This window comes from Cutibacterium sp. LaCa_255, from assembly GCF_057458005.1.
The window spans coordinates 1,803,580-1,827,069 of the sequence record NZ_CP190956.1; the positions used below are offsets into that span (position 1 = coordinate 1,803,580).

The 23,490-nt window shown below is 65.1% G+C and carries 15 protein-coding genes; 9 read left to right on the forward strand and 6 right to left on the reverse strand.

Annotated elements, in window-relative coordinates:
• Positions 1-140: 140 nt before the first annotated feature.
• From zwf to ACP8ML_RS08200, 8 genes are all read left to right on the forward strand, one after another.
• Positions 141-1,715 carry a glucose-6-phosphate dehydrogenase gene (zwf, locus tag ACP8ML_RS08165; protein WP_117188585.1) on the forward strand — a complete coding sequence of 525 codons (1,575 nt, stop codon included), beginning with the start codon at positions 141-143 and terminating at the stop codon, positions 1,713-1,715.
• Between the two features lie 9 nt (positions 1,716-1,724).
• Positions 1,725-2,654, forward strand: a complete 930-nt coding sequence (locus ACP8ML_RS08170; protein ID WP_065673437.1) for a glucose-6-phosphate dehydrogenase assembly protein OpcA — start codon at positions 1,725-1,727, stop codon at positions 2,652-2,654.
• Positions 2,654-3,388 carry a 6-phosphogluconolactonase gene (pgl, locus tag ACP8ML_RS08175; RefSeq protein WP_065673445.1) on the forward strand — a complete coding sequence of 245 codons (735 nt, stop codon included), beginning with the start codon at positions 2,654-2,656 and terminating at the stop codon, positions 3,386-3,388. Before ACP8ML_RS08170 ends, pgl begins: the two co-directional genes overlap by 1 nt.
• Before the next feature lie 111 nt (positions 3,389-3,499).
• Complete coding sequence (locus ACP8ML_RS08180; protein ID WP_117188716.1) at positions 3,500-4,294, forward strand: DsbA family protein; 795 nt, start codon at positions 3,500-3,502, stop codon at positions 4,292-4,294.
• A 99-nt stretch (positions 4,295-4,393) separates the two neighbouring features.
• Positions 4,394-4,897, forward strand: coding sequence for a DoxX family protein (locus tag ACP8ML_RS08185; protein ID WP_036975369.1), 504 nt, complete (start codon positions 4,394-4,396; stop codon positions 4,895-4,897).
• Between the two features lie 85 nt (positions 4,898-4,982).
• Positions 4,983-5,777 carry a DsbA family protein gene (locus tag ACP8ML_RS08190; RefSeq protein WP_016665803.1) on the forward strand — a complete coding sequence of 265 codons (795 nt, stop codon included), beginning with the start codon at positions 4,983-4,985 and terminating at the stop codon, positions 5,775-5,777.
• A gap of 110 nt (positions 5,778-5,887) precedes the next feature.
• On the forward strand, positions 5,888-8,497 hold the full coding sequence (valS, locus tag ACP8ML_RS08195) for a valine--tRNA ligase (RefSeq protein ID WP_117188587.1): 2,610 nt from the start codon (positions 5,888-5,890) through the stop codon (positions 8,495-8,497).
• A 279-nt stretch (positions 8,498-8,776) separates the two neighbouring features.
• Entirely contained in the window at positions 8,777-13,666 is a 4,890-nt protein-coding gene (locus ACP8ML_RS08200) for an endo-alpha-N-acetylgalactosaminidase family protein (protein WP_486702909.1), read from the forward strand.
• A 129-nt stretch (positions 13,667-13,795) separates the two neighbouring features.
• On the opposite strand, the gene ACP8ML_RS08205 is transcribed toward ACP8ML_RS08200, so the two are convergent.
• On the reverse strand, positions 13,796-17,071 hold the full coding sequence (locus ACP8ML_RS08205; RefSeq protein WP_117188590.1) for a S41 family peptidase: 3,276 nt from the start codon (positions 17,069-17,071) through the stop codon (positions 13,796-13,798).
• Positions 17,072-17,120: 49 nt separating this feature from the next.
• Here ACP8ML_RS08205 and ACP8ML_RS08210 point away from each other — a divergent pair, with 49 nt between their 5' ends.
• On the forward strand, positions 17,121-17,504 hold the full coding sequence (locus tag ACP8ML_RS08210; RefSeq protein WP_004808763.1) for a hypothetical protein: 384 nt from the start codon (positions 17,121-17,123) through the stop codon (positions 17,502-17,504).
• A 2-nt stretch (positions 17,505-17,506) separates the two neighbouring features.
• Here ACP8ML_RS08210 and clpX read toward each other — a convergent pair whose 3' ends face one another.
• The 5 genes from clpX to tig all read right to left on the reverse strand — a co-directional run bounded on the left by clpX (position 17,507) and on the right by tig (position 23,448).
• Positions 17,507-18,799 carry an ATP-dependent Clp protease ATP-binding subunit ClpX gene (gene clpX / locus ACP8ML_RS08215; RefSeq protein ID WP_016665809.1) on the reverse strand — a complete coding sequence of 431 codons (1,293 nt, stop codon included), beginning with the start codon at positions 18,797-18,799 and terminating at the stop codon, positions 17,507-17,509.
• A 203-nt stretch (positions 18,800-19,002) separates the two neighbouring features.
• Entirely contained in the window at positions 19,003-19,692 is a 690-nt protein-coding gene (locus tag ACP8ML_RS08220; RefSeq protein WP_016665810.1) for an ATP-dependent Clp protease proteolytic subunit, read from the reverse strand.
• Positions 19,693-19,699: 7 nt separating this feature from the next.
• The gene (locus tag ACP8ML_RS08225; protein ID WP_002516946.1) at positions 19,700-20,305 is read right to left on the reverse strand and encodes a ClpP family protease; all 606 of its coding nucleotides are present in this window, start codon (positions 20,303-20,305) and stop codon (positions 19,700-19,702) included.
• A gap of 81 nt (positions 20,306-20,386) precedes the next feature.
• Positions 20,387-21,643 (reverse strand): AI-2E family transporter, encoded by a 1,257-nt coding sequence (locus ACP8ML_RS08230; RefSeq protein ID WP_486703070.1) that lies wholly within the window; start codon positions 21,641-21,643, stop codon positions 20,387-20,389.
• 191 nt (positions 21,644-21,834) lie between these two features.
• Complete coding sequence (tig, locus tag ACP8ML_RS08235) at positions 21,835-23,448, reverse strand: trigger factor (RefSeq protein ID WP_117188592.1); 1,614 nt, start codon at positions 23,446-23,448, stop codon at positions 21,835-21,837.
• Between the last annotated feature and the right edge of the window lie 42 nt (positions 23,449-23,490).

Genomic DNA, 23,490 nt, shown 5'->3' on the forward strand with positions numbered 1-23,490 from the left:
ATCGTCGAGTGCGGCAACGGGACATATCCGTCCGCCTGTCGCTGAACACGGTAACCAGCCGGACAGCTCGACCGACTACCGTTGGGCTGGTGGAACCTCAGTTCCGCAACATGACAACCGGTTTCGGAAGGACGGGTGAGGTGGCGGGTCGAGACGCTTCAGGAAGCACCACCAGAGCGACCAGTAGGCTGCGCGGCGATCGCATCAATCCGTTACGCGATCCAGCCGACCGCAGGTTGCCCCGCGTGGCAGGCCCGTGCGTCTTGGTGATGTTCGGTGTCACCGGCGACCTCTCACGCAAGAAGCTCATGCCGGCCGTGTACGACCTGGCCAACCGCGGCCTGCTACCACCAGGGTTCGGGCTGGTGGGATTCGCCCGACGCGACTGGGAGGACGAGGACTTCGCCAAGGTCGTTCATGACGCGGTGGCCGAGCACGCTCGTACCCCCTTCCGCGAGGAGGTGTGGGAACAACTGCTCGAGGGAATCCGGTTCGTTCGCGGCGAATTCGACGACAACGAAGCCTTCGAGCGACTGGCAGGCACGATCCGCGAACTCGACGAGGAACGCGGAACGGGCGGCAACCATGCCTTCTACCTGTCGATCCCGCCGAAGTCCTTCGAGTCCGTGGTGAGCCAGCTCAAGCGCCACGGCATGACCGGCCACGACTCCTCCCATTGGAGCAGGGTCGTCATCGAGAAGCCCTTCGGCCATGACCTGGAAAGCGCGCGAGACCTCGACGAGATCGTCGGAAGCGCGTTCAGCCCGGAGTCGGTCTTCCGCATCGACCACTACCTGGGCAAGGAAACCGTCCAGAACATCATGGCGTTCCGGTTCGCCAACCAGATTTTCGAGCCCATCTGGAACAACCATTACGTCTCCCATGTCCAGATCACCATGGCTGAGGACATCGGCATTGCGGGACGAGCGGGGTACTACGACGGCATCGGTGCTGCCCGTGACGTCATCCAGAACCACCTGCTACAGCTCATGGCCCTGACCGCCATGGAGGAGCCGACGAGCTTCGACGCCGAGCAGCTGTGTGCCGAGAAGACCAAGGTTCTGGCCGCCATCCAGCCCCCTGAAGACATGGCCACCCAGACCTGCCGCGGGCAGTACGTTGCCGGTAGTCAGGGAGGAGAACGGGTACGCGGCTACCTCGAGGAGGACGGCGTCGATCCGCACTCCCGCACCGAGACCTACGCAGCCGTCCGGCTGATCATCGACAACCGTCGGTGGGCAGGAGTGCCGTTCTACCTGCGCACCGCCAAGAGGATGCCGCGACGGGTCACCGAGGTAGCCCTCAACCTGCAACGAGCCCCACACCTGCCGTTCTCCGACACCGCGGCCCTGGGTACCAACGCTGTCGTCCTGCGTATTCAGCCCGATGAAGGAGTCACCCTGCGCTTCGGCGCGAAGGTGCCGAGCACCCAGATGGAGATCCGCGACGTCACGATGGACTTCGCCTACGGATCTTCCTTCACGGAGGCAAGCCCAGAGGCTTACGAACGGCTCATCCTCGACGTCCTGCTGGGCGATCCACCGCTGTTCCCCCAGCACGAGGAGGTCGAATTGGCGTGGAAGATCCTCGATCCGGTGCTCGACTTCTGGGCAGAGTCCGACACTCCCCCGTGCGACTATCCGTCCGGCAGCTGGGGCCCGTCCGAGGCTGACGAGATGATCGCCCGGGACGGCTTCGTCTGGCGCAGACCCTGAGGAGGAGACATGATCGTCACACTCAACGACACCACCGCGTCGAAGATCGGCGCCGCCATCGTGGAGGCCCGTCGCACCGTCGGGTCCGGTTCCGGATTGGTTCACACCCTCATCTGTGTCTGTGATTCCTCCGACTTCGACGCCGCTTTCGATGCTGCCCGAGACGCTGCTCGTCAGCACCCGTCGCGTCTTCTCATGGTGGTCACGACCCGTTCCCGCAAGGACAAGCTCGACGCCGAGGTACACGCTGGCGAGGGAACTCCCGGCGAGGTCATCGTGCTGCGGTTCTCCGGAGCCATGGCCAAGCGACCGGCCTCGGTCATCCTTCCGCTGTTGCTACCGGACTCCCCCGTCATCGCCTGGTGGCCCTTCTCGGGTCCCGACGATCTCGCCGCTGATCCCATCGGGGCCCTGGCTGACCGCCGCATCACTGATTCGGCCGCTGACAAGGATCCCTGCAGGACGCTAGCACGACGTGCCGCCCATCTGTCGCCAGGCGATTCTGACCTCTGCTGGCCTCGCACGACGGGATGGCGGGCGCTGGCTGCCGCTGCTCTGGATCAGCATCCCGCCACCGTCAGGGCTGCCCGGGTGGAATCGGCCGCCGACAACGCACCGGCCATGCTGCTGGCAGCCTGGTTGGGGCTCCGGCTCGGTGTTCCGGTGGAGAGGGTGTCCACGGATGCCCCCGGAATCTCGGCCATCGTCATGTCGACCTCCGGCGGCGACATCGAGATTCGACGCCGCAGCGGTCGGTATGCCGTCTACCGGATACCGGGTGAACCTGCTCGTGGTGTGGCCCTGGACCGCCGGGAGGTCCAGATGCTCATCGGCGAGGAGCTTCGCCGCCTGGATTCCGATGAGGTCTTCACCGCTGTCATGACTGAGGTTCACGACGGAGCCGGCCGTGTCTCGTCGACGGGTGAGGGGGATGAATGATGACGAACCGACGACTCATGCGATACCGGTCCGCCCAAGGACTGGCTGAAGGCGTTGCCCACCGCCTCGTCCAGACCATCGTCAAGGTGCAGGCCGACCAGGAACGCATCGACCTGTGTCTGACTGGGGGACGGATCGCCAATACCGTCTATGCCGCGATGGGTGACGTCCCAGAGTGCACCCAGATCCGTCCGGACCAGTTGCACGTGTGGTGGGGTGACGATCGGTTCGTCCCCACCGGCCACCCCGACCGCAACTCCCTGCAGGCCCTGCCTCTGCTGTCGGCTGCCATCCGGCTGGACCCCTCGAAGACCCACGTCATGCCGGCTGCCGATGGCAAGGCCGATCCCGACGAGGCCGCCTACTCCTACGCCCAGGAACTCAGCGACGTGGTCTTCGACATCTGTCTGCTCGGAATGGGCCCGGACGGCCACGTCGCATCGCTCTTCCCGGGCCATCCTTCCTTCAATCCCACGACGACCGCACTGGCTGTCGGCGTCACGGATGCTCCGAAGCCCCCGCCGGACCGTCTCTCGGTGACGATGCCGGTCATCAATCGGTCGAAGCGGGTGTGGTTCCTCGTCAGCGGGTCGGAGAAGGCAGACGCCGTCGAGAAGGTCTTCGCCGGGGATGACTCCCTGCCGGCCACCTGGGCCAACGGCACGATCGAGACGAGCTGGATGGTCGACCACGACGCCTCGATCGGGTTGCCGCGGTACAACTGCTCGCTCTGACGCCGACGCCCACCTGGCTGGCCCCGCCCGGGGATGATCCCGACAGCCGCTGGGAGCGGTGGCTACCATCGAGGGTGTCAGCTGGCCATGTGTGAGAGGACCCCCGGACCGATGACGAACAAGAAGACCCCGACAAGTACTTCGAGACGCGCTGCGCTGCGAGCCCAGCAGGAAGCTCAGGCAGCTGCCCAGAAGCGTCGACGGATCATCGCCGTCATCGTCGGGGTCGTCGTCGTGGCGGCCATCATCCTCGCCGTCGTCCTCGGCATCAACCACAAGTCCGACAGCAGCGCCTCGTCAACACAGATCACCCCACCCTCGGCCACCAAGACCGGCGTGTACACCCTCAACCCGGACAAGGTGAAGAAGGGCGCTCCCACCGTGACGGTCTACCAGGACTACCAGTGCCCCGGATGCAAGGCTGTTGAGGACGCGTTGGGCAAGCAGTTCAACGAGCTGTCCACCAGGGGAGAGATCAGGCTCCAGTACCACACCATGGCCTTCCTCGATCAGAACATCGAGGGTGAGAACTCTCAGCGCGCTGCTATGGCAGCCGCCGCAGCTGACGTCGTCGGTAAGTACGAGGCCTACCACGACGTCGTCTACTCCCACCAGCCCAAGAAGGAGGGCGCCGGCTACACCGATGAGCAGTTGCGCACGAAGTTCGCCGCCGAAGCCGGAATTACAAGGGAGAACCTCACCAAGTTCCAGCACATCTATGACACCCGTCAGACCGAGCAGTTCGTCACCGAGGCCAACGACAACGGTCTTCGCAAGATGCAAGATCTCGATGCTGATAGCACCCCGGCCTTCGCGGTTAACGACAAGCTGTGGGAGGGGTGGAAGCAGCTCGGCAACAACACCACTCCCGACGAGCTCCTCAAGGCCATTGACGCGGCCAAGTGATCTCGGCGCCAATGCGGACATCTGATCGCCCACGCCGACGGCAATTCGCCGTCCGCAGGGCGGATGACCCACAGATCGCGGCCGGGGAACCCAACTAGGATGGCAGCCATGGACTCTCAGCCGTCGTCGCGATCCGCCAAGGTCCGTGACTGGGTGGGCTTTCTGGCCCGGATCATCCTCGGTGGCACCCTCCTGGTGGCCGGAATCATCAAGGCGACTGACATCGACTCGACCACCTGGTCCGTACGCACCTACCAGATCGTTCCGTGGGACTTCGCCCCGGTCGTCGGCTGGGCGATGCCAATTCTGGAGATCATCGTCGGTCTGATGCTCGTGTTCGGCATTGCGACGCGGTGGTCCGGCCTGCTCGGGACCCTGGCCATGGTCGTCTTCATCATCGGTATCTCGTCGGTGTGGGCTCGCCACATCTCCCTGGACTGCGGTTGCTTCGGAAACGGTGGGCCCGTCGAACGCAGCTGGGCCCACACCCAGCGCACCTATGCCCTAGACATCCTGCGTGATCTCGGCCTTGCGCTGTGCGGCGTCTGGCTGGTCGTGCGCCCCCGCACCGCCCTGTGCGTGGACCGCTGGATCAACAGCTGATACGCGAGCGGGATACGGCGGTGGTTGACCGACCGGCTACCATCATGTGCGACACATCATTGATTGCATGAGGGGACCTCAACCGATGGCTGACAAGAAGTCAACCGCCAGCACCTCGAAGCGGGATGCCCTGCGCGCCCAGCAAGAGGCCCAGGAATCAGCGAAGAAACGTCGTCGGATCATCGGCGTCATTGCTGGAGTCGTCATTGTGGCGGCCGTCGTCGTCGCTGTCGTCCTTGGGCTCAACCACAAGTCCGACGACGTGCCGACCACCGGCCAGATCACTCCTCCCTCAGCCACCAAGGACGGCGTCTACACCTTGAACAAGGACAAGGCGAAGGGCGGCGTTCCGACGGTGACGGTCTTCCAGGACTACCAGTGCCCGGCCTGCAAGGGAGCCGAGGATCTGCTCGGCAAGCCGCTCAATGATCTGTCCTCCAAGGGCGAGATCAAGCTGCAGTACCACACCCTGACCTTCCTGGATCGCAACCTGCGCAACGACTCCTCGTCCCGCGCCGCGATGGCGGCGGCTGCGGCCGATGTCGTCGGTAAGTACGAGGCCTACCACGACGTCGTCTACTCCCATCAGCCCAAGGAGGAGGGCGCCGGCTACACCGATGAGCAGCTGCGCAAGGAATTCGCCTCTGAGGCCGGGATCACTGGCAAGGATCTGACGACCTTCCAGCGGGTCTACGACAACAAGCAGACCGAGCAATTCGTCAAGAATGGCAATGACCAGGGTCTTCAGGAGCTACAGAAGTTCGGCAGCGCTGGTACCCCGACCTTCCTCGTTGACGGCAAGCCGTGGGAGGGCTGGGGAGATTTCCAGGCCGTCCCCTCTGCCGACGAACTCCTCAAGGCCATCAAGAAGGCCCACTGATTGTGACCGGCCGCTGGCTCCCAGCGGCCTGTTGATCAACCCAAATCCGGGCGGTTGGCGAACGCCGCTCGCCTGGCAACCTGTCCGAGTCGAACATTAGAGTTTGGAACATGACCTCACAGACCTCTGCGCCCTCATCCGCTACGTCCCCGGCGCGTGGCGTCGTACCTGACAAGCCGGTCCTCGAGGGCCTCGAGGACAAGTGGGGTCAGGTCTGGGAGGACCAGCAGCTTTACGCCTTCGCCGCCACCTCGGTGGACTCCCGTGACCAGGTGTTCTCGATCGACACCCCGCCTCCCACCGTCTCGGGACACCTGCACCCGGGGCACGTCTTCTCCTACACCCACACCGACACCGTCGCCCGCTACCAGCGGATGCGCGGTAAGAAGGTCTTTTACCCGATGGGTTGGGACGACAACGGTCTTCCGACCGAGCGACGCGTACAGAACTACTACGGTGTGCGCTGCGATCCCTCGCTCCCCTATGACCCGGACTTCACTCCGCCGGCCAAGCCCGACCCCAAGCACCAGGTCGCGATCAGCCGTCGGAACTTCGTCGAGCTGTGCGTCGAGCTGACTGCCGTCGACGAGAAGACCTTCCAGGACCTGTGGCGTTCGGTCGGCCTGTCGGTAGACTGGAACCAGCTCTACACGACGATCTCCCCGGAGTCCCAGCGGATCGCCCAGTTGGCCTTCCTGCGCAACCTGTCGCGCGGCGAGGCGTACATGAACGACGCCCCCACCCTGTGGGACGTCACCTTCTCCACGGCCGTCGCCCAGGCCGAGCTCGAGGCCCGCGACTACCCCGGTGCCTACCATCGGCTCGCCTTCCACCGCACCGACGGTCATGGTGACGTCTTCATCGAGACGACCCGTCCGGAGTTGCTGGCCGCCTGCTGCGCCCTCGTCGCTCATCCGGACGACGAGCGCTACCAGCATCTCTTCGGCACCACTGTCACCACTCCGCTGTACGGGGTCGAGGTCCCGGTCCTGGCTCACACCGCCGCCGAGATGGACAAGGGCGCCGGTATCGCCATGTGCTGTACCTTCGGTGACCTCACTGACGTCGCCTGGTGGCGCGAGCTGCAGCTGCCGACTCGTACCATCATTGGTCGCGACGGACGTGTCCTCGGTGAGACCCCGCAGTGGATCATCGACGCCGGCTCCGCCGACAGGTACGAGGCCATTGCCGGCAAGACCACCTTCACCGCCCGCAAGCTCGTCGTCGAGGCCCTGGTGGAGTCTGGCGAGATGGACGGTGGGCCCAAGCCCACCCAGCGCAAGGCGAACTTCTACGAGAAGGGCGACAAGCCGCTGGAGATCATCGGTACCCGTCAGTGGTACATCCGCAACGGCGGACGTGACGCCGACCTGCGCGAGGCACTGCTGGAGCGTGGCCAGGAACTCGAGTGGGTGCCCGAGCACATGCGTCACCGGTACGAGAACTGGGTCGAGGGCCTCAACGGCGACTGGCTCATCAGCCGTCAGCGTTTCTTCGGCGTTCCTTTCCCGGTCTGGTACCCGCTGGACGCCGACGGCGAGCCCGACTACGACCACCCGCTGTTGCCCGAGGAGTCGGCGCTGCCAGTCGACCCGGCCTCCCAGGCACCGGCCGGCTACGAGGAGTCCCAGCGTGGCGTTGCTGGCGGCTTCATCGGGGACCCGGACGTCATGGACACCTGGGCCACCTCGTCCCTGACCCCCCAAATCGTCACTGGCTGGGAGCGCGACGCCGACCTGTTCGCCAAGACCTTCCCGATGGACTTCGCGCCCGAGGCTCACGACATCATTCGTACCTGGGTGTTCTCCCGTGTGGTGCGCGCGCATCTGGAGAACGGTGTGCTGCCGTGGAAGCGTGCCGCCATCTCTGGCTTCGTCACCGACCCCGACCGTAAGAAGATGTCGAAGTCGAAGGGCAACACCGTCGTCCCGACCGAGATCATTGAGGAGTTCGGTGCCGACGCCGTGCGCTGGCGTGCTGCCATGGCCCGGCCCGGTATGGACTCCCCCTTCGACAAGGCCCAGATGAAGGTCGGACGCCGCCTGGCCATGAAGATCCTCAACGCCTCGAAGTTCGTCCTGGGCTTCGGTGAGGGTGGAGACGTCACCGCTGTGACGAACCCAGCCGACCTGGCGATGCTGTCGCAGCTGCGCACCCTGGTGGAACAGGCCACCGCCAGCTTCGAGGAGTTCAACTACACCGCCGCCCTCGAGGCCTCCGAGCAGTTCTTCTGGACCTTCTGCGACGACTACCTCGAGCTGGTCAAGGAGCGAGCCTACGACTCAGGGGACGACGACCCGACCGGGGCCACCAGCGCCCGGACAGCCCTGCGGCTGGCCCTGGACGTGCTGCTGCGGCTCTTCGCCCCATTCCTGCCGTTCGTCACCGAGGAGGTGTGGAGCTGGTGGAAGACGGGCTCGGTGCACACCTCGTCGTGGCCGCTGGCCGAGGAGCTGCCGAGCGTCGGCGACGTGGAGTTGCTCGAGGACGTCTCGGCCGTCCTCGTCGAACTGCGAGGCGTGAAATCGACTCACAAGGTGCCCATGCGCACGCCGATCCTCCACGCGACCATCACCGCTCCGGCTTCGGTCATCGCCCATCTGCAGGCGGTCGAGTCGGACCTCGCTCACGTCTCGAAGACGGAGGAGTTTACCTGGCTCGAGGGCGGCGAGGCCATCACCCTCGACGCCAAGCTGGGACAGGTACCGGCCAAACGCTGACGGATCTGGCGTCGTCCGCGGGCTCCTGCGGTCCTCGCCGTCGTCGGAAGAACCCTCCGGCACAATGACGTACTCCGGTCACGCAGGTGACCGGAGTACGTCGGTGGTGTGCGCTATACGCGGCCCTCGAGCAGGCACATTACCGGTGAGCGTTCTCAGCGTGAGCACTTCCCATGAGTGACTTCCTCACCCTCTGCGCACGTGTTGTACACGTGTTCATAGACTGTCCTCGGACGACTCGCATCGATGCGCTCGTCGCCACCAGAGGGAAGGACACTGATGTCACAGTCACGACGAAGGAGAGCGCTGGGCGCCGGCGTGGTCTCGGTGGGCATGGTCGCCGCCGTCGCCATCACGACGGCTCCGGCCATGGGTGCGCCTCAGTACACGCGGATCGACCAGTCGTCAATGACCGCTGTCGCGGCCGACTCGGTCGAGAACAGCGGTGAGGGCGCCAACGGCCCGATCGGACTCGTGCTCGACGGGGACGACTCGACGTACTGGCACACCCAGTGGAAGGACACAGTGGCCCCGACGCCGCACTGGTTCGTCATCAAACTCGCCGACAAGGCGGTCGACCTGGCCAGGGTCGACCTCACGCCGCGACAATCGTCGAACGGGTCGGGGCGCGTCCACGAGTACAAGCTGTTCGCCGTCAACACCCCGCAATGCACCAAGGACTCCTTCGGCACCGCCTCCCCAGTGACCTCCGGCCAGTTCGACGGCCTCGTCGCCAACAAGGCCCAGGTGCGGTCGATCGTCCTCGACAACCCGGTCAAGGCGACCTGCGTCAAGGTGCAGTACGACTCATCCTGGGGCGGAGCGAGCGGCTCGGCGGACACGTCCCCCACCGAACAGGTCGCTTCCCTCGCCGAGTTCAACGCCTTCACCTCCTCGACCTCCTCGGCGACGCCGACCACCCCCGCGGCGCCGCTCACCCCCCAGGTGCCCAAGGGGACACTGTCGATCGGTGACGGCACCCTGTCGGTGCGTCTACGACCCGACTTCCCCCAGGTCATCGACTACTCCCTGGCCGGTCGGACCCTCGTCGGCCGATACGGCGGCGCGCTGTCGTCCATGACCATCGACGGAAAGGTTCAGAAGGTCAAGGTCAGCGCACCCACTGTCTCGGCCGACAAGCACTCGGCGAGTTATCCGGTCACCGTACCGGGACTGCGCGGCGTCCACCTCACAGCGGTCGTCTCAGTCGCCGAGGACACCCTCACGTACAAGCTCACCGACATCGTCGACCCCGGCAAGCTCGTGCATCGCATCGCCATCCCCGGTCTCGACCTCGTGAGCCTCACCGGCGCCGACGCGAAGTCCCGGATCCTCGCCGCCGGAATCTCGGTGAGCCGCGACACCTCCGGTGACAAAGTCATCGACGTGGCGAAGGCGAGCCCCGGAACCGGCAGCGCGTGGATGGTCACGGCCAACAGCTCCGCCTTGGCAGCAGGCTTCGAGACCAACGCCATCGGCGACAACACCGTGCCTCACGGTGGTGGCACGACCGCACGCTTCGTCCACACCGTCAAGGATGTCTCCGGTACGACGGTGGCCTCCGTCTCCCCCGCCCAGTGGACCTACCGCTCGGGTGCGGTGACGACCCATGACGACGGGTCCGGGATCGGCCCCGACGACGACCCCACCATCCAGGTCCGGCTCACCGCCGACGCCAATGCCGACGGCACCGTCGACTGGCAGGACGGCGCCATCGCCACCCGGCACATCCTCGCGCCGATCGTCGGGGCCGCCGATGTGCCGAACGACGTCATCGCGCACATTCCGTTCAACATCGTCTCCCAGGCGACCCACCCGTTCCTGCGAACCCTCGACGACGTCAAGCGGATCTCCCTGGCCACCGACGGGCTCGGCCAGCAGGTCCTGCTCAAGGGCTACCAGGCCGAGGGGCACGACTCGGCCCAGGGCGACTACGCCGGCCATTACAACGGCAAGGCCGGCGGCCTCACCGACCTGCGCACCCTGGTGAACCAGGGCAAGTCGTGGAACGCCACCTTCGGCATCCACGTCAACGCCACCGAGTCGTACTCCGAGGCCAAGGCCTTCGGGCCCGACCTGCTGCAGATGCCCCCGCAGAAAGCCTGGGGCTGGATGAACCAGGCGTACTACGTGAACAGCCCCAAGGACCTGGCCACCGGTGCCGTCCTCCAGCGGCTCACGCAATTACGCAAGGACTTCCCGGCCGACAGCAACCTCAACTGGCTGTACTGGGACGTCTACTACCCGCGCGGCTGGCAGGGTGACCGGTTCGCGGCCGAGGTGGCCAAGCAGGGGTGGCGTCAGGGCTCCGAGTGGGCCGACGCCATGCCCCGCTCGAGCACCTGGTCGCACTGGGCCAATGACGAGAACTACGGCGGGTCCAACAACAAGGGCCTCAACTCCCAGCTCATCCGGTTCGTCGAGAACTCCTACCGTGACACGTGGAATCCCGACCCCATGCTCGGCAACACCAACGTCGTCGAGTTCGAGGGCTGGACGGGCCACAACGACTACGACGCCTTCATCGCCAATGTTTGGCAGCGCAACCTGCCGACGAAGTTCATGCAGCGCTCGCCCATCGTGGGCTGGTCCAACCACGAGGTGAAGCTGGCTGACGGCACCGTCGCCACCTCGCCGCTGGATTCCATCGACGGGCGGACCATACCCACCGACCGCACGATCACGACTGACGGGGCGGTCGTCTACCACGACGGCACCTATCTGCTGCCGTGGAAGGACGGCGGCTCGAACCGGCTGTACTACTGGAACCCGTCGGGCAAGGCCGCCACCTGGCAGCTGACGAAGGCATGGGCCTCGCAGTCCAGCCTCACGCTGTTCAAGCTCACCGACACCGGCCGGGTCAAGGTCGCCGACCTGCCCGTCTCGGACGGCAAGGTCACCCTACCGGCCACCGAGGCGGACACGGCGTACGTCCTGTACCCGACCTCGGCCGTCCCGGAAGCCGCCACCCCGAACTGGGGAGCCGGCAGTCACATCGCCGATCCCGGGTTCTTCTCGGGAACGACGAAGGCCTACCGGACGAGTGGGTCGGTCCACGTGACGAAGTCTGACCGGGGCAACTTCCAGGCTGAGCTCGGCACCGGGGCGTCCTCTCTGTCCCAACAGCTCACGTTGCCTGCCGGGACGTACAGCGCCTGGGCGTGGGTACAGGTCCAGCCGGGTGCCACACGTCACGTCGAGGTGTCGGTGTCCGGGTCTGATATCGCTCCTGCCGGTCACCAGGGCGGGCGCAAGGGTGAGGCGGTGACGTCGATCGGCGCCTCAACGGCGCCCAACGCGACCGCCTCCGACGAGAAGGTCGGCACGTACTTCCAGCGGGTGCCGGTACGCTTCTCCACGAACGGGGCGCCCGCGACCCTCACGGTGCGTGCGGGCGAGGGCTCGGCGATCGTCTCTGTCGACGACCTACGCGTCGTCCCCACCACGATTCCCAAGGATCCGGCACCAGCTGCCTCGACCGTCGTCTACGAGGACTTCGAGCACATCGACGACGGCTACGGGCCGTTCGTCACGGGGTCGGCGAATGCGAGCGGCGACGCTCGCACCCAGCTCGCCGAAAGACACGCCCCGTACTCGCAGTCGGGTTGGTACGGTCTCGTCGACGATTCGGCACGCACGGCCACGCAGGGCCAGAAGTACCTCGACAACGTCCTGGACGGCCACTGGTCGCTCATGGCACACCAGGAGAATGGCGGACTCATCCTGCGCACCACCCAGAGCCTCGTCCCACTGGCCAAGGGCCACACCTATTGGGTGAGCTTCGACTACCAGACCGCCTACGACGACGACTACTCCCTGGTCGTCGGACACGACTCGGCCACCGGCGGGGCGTGGAAGGCGACCACCGACCGTACCGTGCCGATCACCCGGGCTCGCGGCGCCGGGTGGCACTCGAGGAGGGCCACCGGCTCGGGGACGAAGGTCTTCAGCACCGAGTTCACCGCCGGTGACAACGCCTTCCTCGGGGTCGTCAAGCAGGGCAGCAAGGTGCAGGGTGACCTGGTCATCGACCGGTTCCGGGTCGATGACCTCGGTGCGAAGCCGGTCCTCTCGGTCTCCTCGAAGGCGGTGACGTCGTCCGATCCGACGATGCGCGAGCTCACTGTCACCGGATCGCTGGCCCTGTCGCAGGGCTCCGCGACCGACGTGCGTCTGGCCCTCACTGGCCCGCGGGGATGGACGGTGACGCCTTTGACCACGGCAGCCTCGAACGTCTCGACCGGGCATGACGCCGTCGCATCGTGGACGGTCAAGGTGCCGCGGAATGCGGACCCCGGCAATCTCGTGGTCAAGGCGACATGGACCCTGGCTGGCAAGGCCGGGAAAAGCACCGAGTCAATCCCGATCGACCCTGAGCACTTCCCGCTCGTGGACCCGATCGGTGGGTCGGACCTCACGCTCGTCGAGGCGAGCTCGGAGCAGACCGGGGACGCCGAGCCGGCACCGAACGGCCCGGCGGCAGCCGCCATCGACGGCGATCCGTCGACCTACTGGCACACCCGGTGGGACCCGACCGTCGACAGCTACCCGCACTCCATCGTCATCCGGCCGACCGCCTCGCTCACCACGGGGACGACCTGTCAGATCAACGCGCTGGAATACACGGCGCGGCAGAACGCCGCCAATGGCCGGGCCAAGGGGTATCAGGTGTTCGCCTCCCGCGACGCCAAGACGTGGGGCGACCCGGTGGCCTCGGGTGACTTCGCCGACGTGACGACGCCGCAGGTGGTCGAGTTCACCAAGCCGGTGCCCGGTCCGTTCGTCAAACTCGTGGAGACCTCCTCGCAGAACGGGGCGCAGTTCGGCGGAGCCGGGGAGATTCGGCTCTCGGCGAGCTGCTCGGGGCCGGTGGCCCCGACCGTGACACCCGTGCCCACCGTGACCCCGACTCCGACAGTGGCACCCACGACGGCTCCGACGTCGGCCAAGCCGAGTGACTCGGCATCACCCAGCCACCCGGGAACGTGGGATCGCCCCGAGGCCACGAGACACCCGGGCGAGTCCGGTCGTCCGAAGGTGCCGCGGCACCCCGCCGGCAGGCCGGACACGCTGCCGCACACGGGTGCCTCCGGTGACCACGCCAGCCTGCCCCTGGCTGCGGTGGTCCTGCTGACTTCGGTCGCAGTGGTGCATTTGCCCCGACGCTAAGACGCACCGAGCGAGGTGAGCCGACGGGCGGGGTCTTCGGGCCTCGCCCGTCGGTCTTCTCATTGGCGCTTGACGTGATTCGTCCGCAGGCTCCTACGACCCCGACGTCGGAAGGATCCCGTGAGCGCGTCAGTCCTGCCGCGGCTGACCGAAGACCGGGGCCGGGAACGCAGGCGCCGTGGCGGCAGGATGCTCCCCCAGCTCGGACAGGCAGACGTCGATGGCGGCGTCGAGCTGGATGTCGCGGTCGGACTCCCAATCCTCCGGCGAGACGACGGCCTCGATGTCAGGGTCAACGCCGTGGTTCTCCACGCCCCACCCGTAGTCGCCGTACCACCCGGCGTACCGCGGCTGGGTCACCGAGGTGCCGTCGACGAGGTCGAATCGTCCATCGATCCCGACGACACCTCCCCAGGAGCGTTCCCCGACGACGGTGGCGTACCCCATGGCCTGGGTGACGGCCGAGACGATGTCGCCGTCGGAGCCCGCCCACTGGTTGGTGACCATGACGATCGGTCCGCGCACCGCGTTCTGCGGATAAGTGGTAGGACTCTCGCACCAACGGCTGAAGTCCCATCCGACGACCTTGCGAGCCAGCCTCTCGACGACCAGCTGGGAGGTGTGGCCACCGTGGTTGAACCTCACGTCGGCGATGACGCCCTCATGGCTGGTCGCCTCGTTGATCTGACGGTGCAGCTCGGCCCAGCCGTCGGACACCATGTCCGGCACGTGCAGGTAACCGAGCCGTCCGCCCGAGTGTTCCTCGACATAGCGGCGACGAGACGCCACCCAGTCGTGGTAGCGCAGCGGGGCCTCGTCGGCCATCGGCACGACGGCGACCTGCCGCTGGTCCTCGCCCCGGCACACCGTCAGCTCGACGACCCGTCCGGCGGATCCCTCCAGGAGCTCGCCAAGGGTGCCGTCGACGCCAACCTTGCGGCCATCCACCGCGACGACGACGTCACCGTCGGCCACTGCGACCCCAGCCGCCCGCAACGGGGACCAGGCGCGCGGGTCCGAGGACTCACCGGGAACGACGCGGACGACCTTGGCCCCATCGCCTTCGCTGCTGACGTCAGCGCCCAGCAGACCCGCACGCATGTCGGGATCACCGGAAGCCCCCGCTGCAGAGACGTAGGAGTGCGAGGTGTTGAGCTCCGCGACGGTCTCCCACAGGATGTCGTGGAGGTCGTCGACGACATGGCACAGATCAACGAGCGGACGGTACCGATTCAGCACGCCGTCCCAGTCGACGCCGTTCATGTCCTCACGCCAGTAGTGGCTGGCCATCAGGCGGCCATTCTCGTCGAACATCTGACGCCATTCGGCACGCGGATCAATGGTTCGACGCAGCCGCGACAGATCGACGCGAATGCACGCCGGGTCGTCGTCGTCCACCTTGTGGGAGGAGGGAACGACGATGACGTCATCCTTGTAACGCACCACCAGACGCTCCCCGTCACCGGAGACCGAGTAGGAGTCGACGTGCTCGCAGAGCTTGTCGAGATGACGGTTGACGAGGTTGTAGTGCCACAACACGTCGCTGGGGACTTCCCCGCTGACACCGGCACGAGTAGCTCCGAGTTCGCCACCACGATCGGCAATCTCGATCCAGACCAGGCCATCCTTGACCGCTGCCAGTCCGCGATAGGAGCCCGAGGGCACCGGGAAGGGCACCATCCTCTCCTCGAAGCCATCAGCGGTGAGGTTGCAGACGACCTCGGGAGTCTTGTCGCCGTCATTGCCAGCCTCAGCGGTGGCCTTGGCCTTGGCGTCCTGGACCTCGCTGATCTGCCATCCCTGGGAGGACGGACCGAAGGGGGACACCTCGGTGGCGCTCAGCGGAACCAACCACGGACGCTGCGTGTGTCCGAAGGACAGGTCGAAGGTCTGGCCGTCGTAGTTCGGGTCAAAGGTGCGGGCCGACAGCATGACGAGGTACTTGCCGTCGGCGGTGAAGACCGGGCATGAGTCGTCGAAGGCACCGCGAGTGAGGGCGAAGGACTCCCCCATCTCCTGTTCGTCCCAGCAACGAATCTGACCGATCATGGCGTCTCCGGAGGCAACCGGTGAACGCCACACCAGATAGCGCGAGTCCGGGGACCACACCAGACCGCTGGCCTCACCCTCCGGGGAATTCGCAATCTGGCGGACGGCACCGTCGGCCATGGTGACGATGAGGATGCGACCGTCATGGCTGACGAGGGCGACCTTCGTACCATCGGGGGCTGGTGCCATGTGCAGTACACGACCGATCTGTCCCTGCGCCACGCGATGGACATCGCCGGTGCCGTCGAGATTGGCGATCTCGAGGCAGTCCTCTCCCTCGACGTCGCTGGCCCACACCCCCTGACCAGTCTGGCCAAGAACGCGCGGTTCACGGAGCCTGACCCCGTCTGCTGCCGAAAGGGCTCGAGCCGGGCCGGAGCGGTGGGTGAGGAAGTAGGCAGCTCCCCGCCACTCCAGCAGGGATCCGTCGCCGCCGTGGTCGGAGACGACGGCCTCCAGACGGTCGGTGGGGTCCAGTGGAACACGCTGGGGTGCTCCGACACCAAGATCGATCTCGAGACGCTGAGGCTCGGCGTCGAGGCCAGTCATTGCCCAGAGCGCACCGTGAGCGTGGTAGACGATCGTCCTTCCATCAGTACGAGGGTCGCGAACGTAACCCTGATCCTCGCCGTGATGGGTGTGCTGACGCAGGTCATGGCCCTGACCGTCAACCGACCAGAGCTGGGCCTGGGCGCGCGGGCAGTCGTCTTCACTCATGTCGGAACTGAAGAGGAGTCGACCGTCGACCCAGCCAACGCCGTAACGTCCCGCGGCGGCGTATCGACCGTCGTGGTCGTCGTTGCCGTCCCGCAGCACGCGCAGGAAACTGCCCACCCCAGCAGGACGCAGCCAGATCTGGGCGGCCGTGCCACCCCTATAGCGCTTCCAGCGCGAGCAGTCTCCAGAGTTCGGGGTGACGACGGCGACAGCACCGTCCGCGTTCACGGCCAGGTCCATTCCTGGCCCGTATCCAAGACGCTCGACGTGGCCGTCCAGGGACACCGTGTACAGCCAGGACAGACCGACGTCATTGGTCTGATGCGGAGACGAGAACACCACGTGCTCGTCGTCCTGCCATCCCACCACGAGGTTGCGAGCAGCTCCCAGCCAGGTCAGCCGGCGCTGGTCGCCCGTGGCCAGGTCGATGACGAAGACTTCGGGTCGCTGACCCAGGTAAGAGGTCCACGCAATCTTCGTGCCGTTCGGACTAAAACGAGGATTACGGACCATGACGTGATCGCTGGTGAGCCGACTTGCCCGTCCTCCAAGGACGGGGACCAACCACAAGTCGTTGTCAGCAGTGAAAACCACGAGGTCACCGTGGACATCGGGGTATCGCAGATATCCGGTTGCCATAGGTGTCAGGGTACCGTCTTGTCAGGAGAGCAACAGGAGGAGTAACCCCATGGCAGGTACGCGAAAGTCCGCGAAGTCGAAGCTCGTCAAGACGGCCATAGCCGCCGGAACACCGCTGGCCAAGGATCTGTGGGATTCCATCAACACGGACGGCCGTGCCGAGGCATGGGCGAAATCAGGCTACGACAAGGCCCGTAAGTCGGCGACCTCGAAGACAGCGCTGGGACGGGTTCAGCTCACCGTGGATCGCGTGCTGGAGTATGCCGACCGCTCGCCCAGCTCCAAGGCCCAGGAATGGCGCGACGAGGCCAACGACATCGCATCCCGCATTCCGCTGGTCAAGGTGCAACGCGGCAAGGAACGCCGCAAGTCCGTCTCGAACCTGCAGAAACGGGCTGACAAGCTGCTTGCCGAAGTTCTCGACGAGCACTGAGGTCAGGCCGACAACCGTCCTCGCCCGTGCGCCAAGCTCGGTGAGGACAGGTACTGGCACTTCCCCTCCCCCTCGATGGCTTCGCGGGTCACGACAACACGGGCGACGTCATCACGGGAGGGTACGTCGAACATGACGTCCATGAGGGTCTCCTCGATGATGGCTCGCAGACCGCGAGCACCGGTCCCCCGGGCCACGGCCTTGTCGGCTATGGCTTCTAGGGCTCTGTCAGTGAAGGTCAACTCGACGCCATCGAGTTCGAAGAGCTTCTCGAACTGACGGGTCAGGGCGTTGCGCGGTTCAGTGAGGATACGCACCAAGGCGTGGCGATCCAGCGGATGAACGGCCGTGACCATGGGCAGACGACCGATGAACTCCGGGATGAGCCCGAACTCGTGAAGGTCCTCCGGGCGGGCCAGGCTCAAGGCCTCCGGTCCTTCGATGGCGTCGCGAACTCCTGGATCGTTGTTGAACCCGAGCGGACGAGTACCGATCCGCTTCGTGATGATGTCTTCCAGACCAGCGAAGGCGCCGCCCACGATGAAGAGGATGTTGGTGGTGTCGATCTGGATGAAGTCCTGCTGGGGATGCTTGCGTCCGCCCTGGGGCGGCACCGAGGCGACCGTCCCCTCGAGGATCTTCAGCAGAGCCTGCTGGACTCCTTCACCAGAGACGTCACGAGTGATCGACGGATTCTCCGACTTGCGAGCCACCTTGTCGATCTCGTCAATGTAGATGATTCCCCGCTCGGCACGCTTGACGTCGAAGTCAGCGGCCTGGAGCAGTTTGAGCAGGATGTTCTCGACGTCCTCACCGACGTAGCCGGCCTCGGTCAGAGCCGTGGCATCAGCCATCGCGAAGGGAACGTTGAGCTGACGAGCCATCGTCTGGGCGAGATAGGTCTTGCCGCAACCCGTCGGCCCGAGCATGAGGATATTCGACTTGCCGAGCTCCACCCCATCGTCCTCGGCGCGGCGGGCGTGCGGCACGTCGACCTCGGACTGAATTCGCTTGTAATGGTTGTAGACAGCCACCGAGAGGGTGCGCTTGGCCTCCTCCTGCCCAATCACCCACGCATCAAGGAACTCACACAGTTCACGAGGACGGGGCAACTCGTCGAGGCCACCGACCTCTTCAGAGGAGGAGAACTCCTCCTCGATGATCTCGTTGCACAGATCGATGCACTCATCACAGATGTAGACCCCGGGGCCAGCGATGAGCTTCTTGACCTGCTTCTGGCTCTTTCCGCAGAAGGAACACTTGAAGAGGTCCCCGCTCTCACCAATCCGCGCCATCCGGCTCTCCTCCTTGTCGGCAGGCCAACATCGTCACGTCCCTCCGGGCGTTCGTTCCCCGAGGTGTGCGCCGTCCACCATAGCCGTGGACGGTATCTACCCCGTCGTTGTCGCCTCCCGTGTTGGGTGACGACAAGGAACCCTGCAGTGGCCCTCGAGACTCGAGGGCCACCACACGCCGGACGAGAACTAGTCCGGCGACCTCACAGAGAGGTGAGGACGTCGTCGATCAGGCCGTACTCCTTGGCGCCCTGGGCGGTCAGGTACTTATCGCGGTCGATGTCCTTGGACACCTGCTCGACGCTCTGACCGGTCGCATCAGCCAACATGCCCTCCATGAGCTTGCGGATGCGCTGAATCTCGTCGTCCAGGATCTCGATGTCGGTGGCCTGGCCATAGGTGGCCTGACCCATCGCCGGCTGATGGATGAGAATGGTCGAGTTCGGCAGGGACAGACGCTGCCCCTTCGCCCCCGCAGCCAGCAACACGGCCGCAGCCGAGGCTGCCATGCCCAGACAGATCGTCTGAACATCGGGACGCACGTAATTCATGGTGTCGTAGATCGCCGTCATCGCGGTGAAGGAGCCACCGGGCGAGTTGATGTACATGCTGATCTGGCGATCGGCATCCATCGACTGCAGGCACAGCAGCTGAGCCATCACGGCATTGGCGATGTCGTCGGTCACCGGGGTGCCGAGGAAGATGATGCGATCCTCGAACAGCTTGGTGTACGGATCGACACGACGCACGCCATAGGAGGTGCGCTCCTCCCACTGCGGGATGTAGTAGTCGTTGCGCGGACTTGCCGGGGCCAGCCCACCAGGAGCAGCCTGCTCGGCCTGCTCGGCGTTCAAGGCGGCCAGCCGACTCCTGTCAAAGGCGTTGAATCCCATGGTCACCTCACTGATTGGGGGCGTCGCCGCGGAGCTGCGACGCGTTGCTGTAGACGTGGTCGATGAGCCCGTACTCAAGAGCCTCCTGAGCGGTGAACCAATGGTCACGGTCGGAGTCCTCGAGGATCTGCTCCAAGGTGTGGCCGGAGTGGTCGGCATTGAGCTGGGAGAGCTCCCGCTTGGTGTCCTTGAGCATCTTGGCGTTGATGGCGATCTCCGTGGCGGTACCGCCGACGCCACCCAAAGGCTGATGCATGAGGATCTTGGCATGCGGCAGGGCGTACCTCTTGCCGGGGGTACCGGCAGTCAGCAGGAACTGGCCCATTGAGGCAGCCATACCCATCGTCACCGTGGCGACATCGTTGGAGATCCACTGCATGGTGTCGTAGATCGCCATTCCGCCGGTGACCGAGCCACCCGGGGAGTTGATGTACAGGTAGATGTCAGCCTCGGGATCCTCGGCGTTGAGCAGCAACATCTGGGCGCACAGCGCGTTGGCATTCTCGTCCTTGACCTCGGACCCGAGGAAGACGATGCGGTTGCGCAGCAACGACTGGTAGACGTTGTCGGTCATCCCGGCACCGCCGGTCTCGGGGCCGGCCATGGCGGGCATGCCCTGGGAAGTGATCGAAGTGTTGTGGTTCACGATTCTGAACCTACCTTGTGGGAACGACAGTTCCAGGGGCTTTCGCCTTCAGCGGTCCTCGACGAGGTCGGCATGCTCCTCATCCGGGTTATCCTCAAGGCCCTCAGTAGGTCGGGAGGAGATGAGAGCATTGGCCCACCGGGCGCCCGGGTCGTGGTCGATGAGGGTCGCCTTGACGAGCAGCGAACACGGTAGAGCGATGAGGGTTCCCAGCGCACCGAAGACCCAGCCCCACAACAACAGGGAGACAAAGGACATCGTCGGAGTCAGGCCGACGGCGTCACCCGCGAACTTCGGCTGAATGATGGACTGGATGACGAAGTTGAGCACGGAATAAGCGATGATCACAGCAAGTGCCGCAACCCAACCGTCGCCGAAGAGAGCCAGCAGGGCCGGCGGGATGACACCGATGATGAAGCCGATGTTCGGGATGTAGTTCGTCAGGAAGCTGAACAACGCCCACACCCCGGCAAGAGGGACACCAATAATGAGCAGGGCCGCCCAGTCGAAGAGCGCAACGATGAGACCGAACACCGTCGTGACGAGCCAGTACTTGCGAATACCGCTGGCAAAGGACTCGAGGGCGATGACGACGTCGGGTTTCCGCTTACCAGCCAGACGAAGACGATCGTGCATCTGCGGGGTGTCCATGACCATGAAGATCATGCCCGTCAGGATGACGACGATCATCGTCACCACACTCGTGGTGTCCGAGGCCAAGGATGTCACGACCGACATCACCTGCTGAGGATCAATCTTCTTGAGTTTCTCGGTGATGACCTCTTGGGAGTAGCCGAGCTGCGTCGACCAGTTCAACAGCTGGGTGTAGGTCTTCTCCATCTGCGGGATGTAGCTCTGCAGCTGGTTGATCATGGCCGCGACCGACCACACCATTCCAGCCATTCCCGCTGCCAACACGATGACGACGACGGTGCCGGCTGATGTGGCGGAAATCCACCTCGGGCACTTGTGCTTTACGAGCCAGGTGTGGATCGGGTATGCCGTGATGAGCAGGTTCAGGGCGAAGAACAGCGGCGTAATGACGCTGGAGAGTTCGTGGAGGAAGCTCAGCCCGAGCCACGCTGCGGCCAGGGTGAGAAGGACGATCGTAACCTTGGGCAAGCCGTGCTTGCTGGACGCAGCCTTGGCCTTCTCCTCGTCCTTGGGCTGAGGCTGAAGACCGGACTCAGCAGCCATCTTGGCACTCGTCGCGCCATGAGTCGGCCGCTCCTCGAGCGTTGCTTCGTCGGTCTCGACCTCGCCGCGCTCGACAGCGCGGGCCACCGCGATGTCGTCGGCCACCATCTGGCGCACATTGCGCAACTGACGGGTGGCGGGAGCAACGGAGATCCGGCGTCGAGGCCGTGGGGTGCGTGAGGGGCGTTTGCTCATCGGACTTCCTCAGGTTGACATGAAGCCGGCGCCGCGCGGAAAACCCGCACGACGCCGGTCATCAACGGATCATGTCGATCCTAGGGGACTGCCGTCCCGGATCGTCACTCAGACTTGTCCTCCTTGGCAGCCGACTTGGTCGACTTGGCCGCAGTCGACTTCTTGGCGGCCGGCTTCTTGGCAGCAGGCTTCTCGTCAACCTTGTCCTTATCGGCGGCCTTCTTGGAGGTCGTCTTCTTGGCAGCGGGCTTCTTGGCCGGAGCCTTCTTCGCAGCGGGCTTCTTGGCAGTGGGCTTCTTCTCGGCCTTGGCCTCCTCGGCGGAAGCCTCAGTCTTGCCTTCGGCCTCCTCGTCGGAGTTCTCGGTCTCCGCCGGCTTGTCGGCAATGGTGCCGTCGGGCTGGATGCGGTCGAGCTCGAGGGCCTCACCCTTCGAATCCTTGACGGTGGCAGTACCGACCATCGAGGCCAGAGCCTTGCCACGACGGATCTCCTGCATCCAGTCTGGCAGGTGGTTGTGCTGCATCATGTGCTGGGCCTCCTCCTCAGGGGAGGTTCCGTTCTGCTGAGCCTTGCGGAAGAGCAGTTCGGTCAGCTCATTCTGCTCGACGCCGATCTCGTCGTCGTCAGCCATCTTGTCGAGGACGACCTGAGCCTTGAGGGCGTCGAGGGAGCGCTTCTCGATCTCAGCCCAGAAGTCGTCGGCGTTGTCGGCCTCCTCCTCGGACTCCTCGAGGTACTCCTCGACCGTCATGCCAGCCTGGGTCAGCTGCTGGCTGACCTGCTGACGACGGGCCTCAAGCTCGGCGTCGACGAGGGCGGTCGGCAGCTCGATGTCAATCTTGGAGATAACTTCCTCGAGGACCTTGTCACGAGCGTCGGCAGCCTGGTCCAGACGGGCCATGTTCTCGAGGGCGGTGCGCAGGTCGGCACGCATCTCGTCGACGGTGTCGAACTGGCTGACGAGCTGGGCGAAGTCGTCGTCAACGGCCGGGAGCTCCTGCTCGCAGACCTTGGTGACGGTGACCTTGATGTCGGCCTCCTGGCCGCGCAGCGGGCCACCGACGAGAGTGGAGTGGAAGTCGGCGGACTCGCCGGCCTTCAGACCGGTGACCGCCTCGTCGAGTCCCTCGAGCATGCCCTCAGAGCCGACCTTGTAAGTGACGCCGGAAGCGGTGGCGTCCTCCAGGGCCTCACCGTCGCGGGTGCCAGCCAGGTCGATGGTAACGAGGTCATCCTTGGCGGCAGCGCGCTCGACTTCAGTGTTGGTGGCGAAACGCTGGCGCAGGGTCTCGACGCGCTCGTCGACATCCTCGTCAGGCACCTCGACGGCGGGCACCTCGACGGAGATGGCGGAGAGATCAGGCAGGTCGAACTCAGGACGGACGTCCACCTCTGCGGTGAACTCGACGACCTCACCGTCCTCCAGCTTGGTCACCTCGATCTCGGGCTGACCAAGGGGAACGACCTTATTCTCCTCGACGGCCTTGCCGTAAGCGGCGGGCAGCGCGTCGTTGATGGCCTCCTGAAGGACGACGCCACGGCCGAAACGCTGGTCGATGACCGGAGCCGGCACCTTTCCCTTACGGAAGCCGGGGACGTTCACCTGGTCGGCAATGTCCTTGTAAGCCTTGTCAAGGCTGGGCTTCAGTTCATCGAAGGGCATCTCGATCGTGAGCTTCACACGGTTGGTGCTGAGCTTCTCAAGGGTGCTGGGCACGAAGTTTCTCCTGTGGTTCCGATTCTGTCGTCCCCGTTTCAG